This window comes from Kitasatospora sp. NPDC059571 (assembly GCF_042735675.1).
Lineage (GTDB): Bacteria > Actinomycetota > Actinomycetes > Streptomycetales > Streptomycetaceae > Kitasatospora.
This window is the reverse complement of the sequence record NZ_JBHWBW010000498.1, coordinates 3,397-5,667: the sequence shown is the minus strand read 5'-3', so window position 1 is coordinate 5,667 and position 2,271 is coordinate 3,397. Positions and strand designations below refer to the sequence as shown.

Below are 2,271 nucleotides of genomic sequence, written 5' to 3'. Positions count from 1 at the left end.
GGCGGGACCCTGGGACGTGTCTTCACGGGCGTACGGGTGCCCCCACGCGCCCCTGAATCGACCACCCGAGTGCCCTGTGAAGGCAGCCCCTAGTCCTCGCCGAGGCTGGTCAGGGCGCCGAGCACCATGGTGGTGAAGCGGTCCAGCCAGCGCGGGGTGATCTCCTCGCCGGCGACCAGCAGCCGGTGCTCGACGGCGCCCGCGATCAGGTCGAAGACCAGGTCGATCTCCTCGCAGGCGGCGTGCTCGTCGCGGTCCGAGCCCAGCTCGCCGCGGGCCTGCGCGTTGCCGCGCCCGGTGCGCACCAGGTGCTTCTGCGGGTCGACGATCCGCTCGCGGATCCGGGCGCGCAGCTGCGGGTCGCGGCTGCCCTCGGCGAACAGCGCCATCAGCGCCGCCTGCGACTCCGGCCGGGCCAGCAGGTCGGCGAACCGGCTCACGGTGGCCGCGATGTCCGCCCGCAGGCTGCCCAGGTCGGCCATCTCCAGCTCGTCGAAGAGGCTGGCGACGGCGTCCACCACGAGCTCGTTCTTGGACGGCCAGCGGCGGTACAGGGTGGTCTTGGCGACCCCGGCGCGCGCGGCGACGTCGCCCATGGTCAGGCCGCCCCAGCCGAGTTCGGCCAGCGCCTCGCGGGTGGCGTCGAGGATTGCCAGGTCGGCGGCGGCGCTGCGGGGGCGCCCCTTCCCGCGGGGCGGCGCGGCGCACTCCGGTGCGGCAGGCTGCGGGGTGGTGGGGGCCACCGAGCCTCCTTGCATAATTTACCGAGAAGTAACTTTGACCCGGTAACCGTAGCGATCGCAGCCCCCGGTCACCAGCGGCCCGGGGTCGGAAAGTGGGGCAGCTCACGTTGCGGACCGGCGCGGGGGGCTTGCGGGACGGGGCCCGGGTGCAGATACGCTACGACTCGTAGCGAAAGAGCGGCAACCGGCGTGCCGGCCCCATGGGATCGGGCAGGCGCGCGGCGCGGGTGGGGATCCGCGCGGCAGCGGCTACGAGGAGCAGCGGCTCCCGCCGGGGGCGGGTCGCACGCGGACGCACGGATCCGCCGGCATTCCGGGCGGATGGTGCCCCGCCATCGGCGCGGACGGGGGAGGATGGTGCCATGCAGTCACGGAATTCGCGTCTCAACAGTGCCGCCCTCCGCGGAGCGGTCGACCTCGCCGCGGTGAAGGCGGCCGGGGAGGCCGCCCAGAAGGCCGAACAGTCCAGGGCCGAGCGGGCCCGCCAGGCGGCGGCCGGCGGCGAGCCGGCCCCCGCCCCCTACGACCTCGTCATCGACGTCACCGAGGAGACCTTCGAGGCCGAGGTCGTGCAGCGCTCGACCGAGGTCCCGGTGGTGGTGGACTTCTGGGCCGAGTGGTGCGGCCCGTGCAAGCAGCTCAGCCCGATCCTGGAGCGCCTGGCCGAGGAGTACGCCGGCCGCATCGTGCTCGCCAAGATCGACGTGGACGCCAACCAGCTGATCGCCCAGCAGTTCGGCATCCAGGGCATCCCCGCCGTGATGGCGGTGGTGGCCGGCCAGCTCGTCCCGCTCTTCCAGGGCGCCGAGAACGAGGCCAACGTCCGCAAGATCCTCGACCAGCTGATCGCGGTCGCGGAGCAGCGCTTCGGCATCGTCGGCGCGGTGGCGGGCGAGCCCGGCGAGGCCCGCGAGGCCCTGCGGGTGCCGACCGACCCGGCGCTGGAGGCGGCGCACGACGCGCTCGACCGCGGCGACCTCGGCGGCGCGGTCCAGGCCTACCAGAACGTGCTGGCCGACCAGCCGGGCAATGCCGAGGCCAAGCTCGGCCTGGCCCAGGCGCAGCTGCTGCGCCGGGTGGAGGGCCTCGACCCGCAGCAGGTCCGCTCGGCGGCCGCCGCCGACCCGAAGGACGTCGCGGCCCAGCTCCGCGCGGCCGACCTCGACCTGGTCGGCGGGCACGTGGAGGACGCCTTCGGGCGCCTGGTCGACACCGTCGGCCGGACGGCCGGGGAGGACCGCGACACCGCGCGCCTGCGCCTGCTGGAGCTGTTCGAGGTGATCGGCCCGGAGGACCCCCGGGTGGTCTCCGCCCGCACCGCGCTGGCCCGCGTGCTGTTCTGACGGGGGGCTCGGCGCCCGCTCGCGGCGCGGTCGCGGTCTTGCGCGGTGGCACGGCGGGTGACCTGCGGTGTCGCTGGTGATTTGGCGACAATACGGTGGAATCCGTAGAGCTTTATCAAATCTTGACAACACTGCCGGGGGGGGGGGGGGGGGGGGGGGGGGGGGGGGGGGGGTGCGGGGTGTTT

General features: G+C 74.5%; 2 protein-coding genes. One reads left to right on the top strand and one right to left on the bottom strand.

The window, feature by feature from the left end:
* Positions 1–89: 89 nt before the first annotated feature.
* Positions 90–743, bottom strand: a complete 654-nt coding sequence (locus ACFV0G_RS33900; protein WP_380556289.1) for a TetR/AcrR family transcriptional regulator — start codon at positions 741–743, stop codon at positions 90–92.
* Between the two features lie 362 nt (positions 744–1,105).
* On the opposite strand from ACFV0G_RS33900, the gene trxA reads away from it, so the two are divergent.
* Positions 1,106–2,086 (top strand): thioredoxin, encoded by a 981-nt coding sequence (trxA, locus tag ACFV0G_RS33895; protein WP_380556287.1) that lies wholly within the window; start codon positions 1,106–1,108, stop codon positions 2,084–2,086.
* Positions 2,087–2,271: the final 185 nt, after the last annotated feature.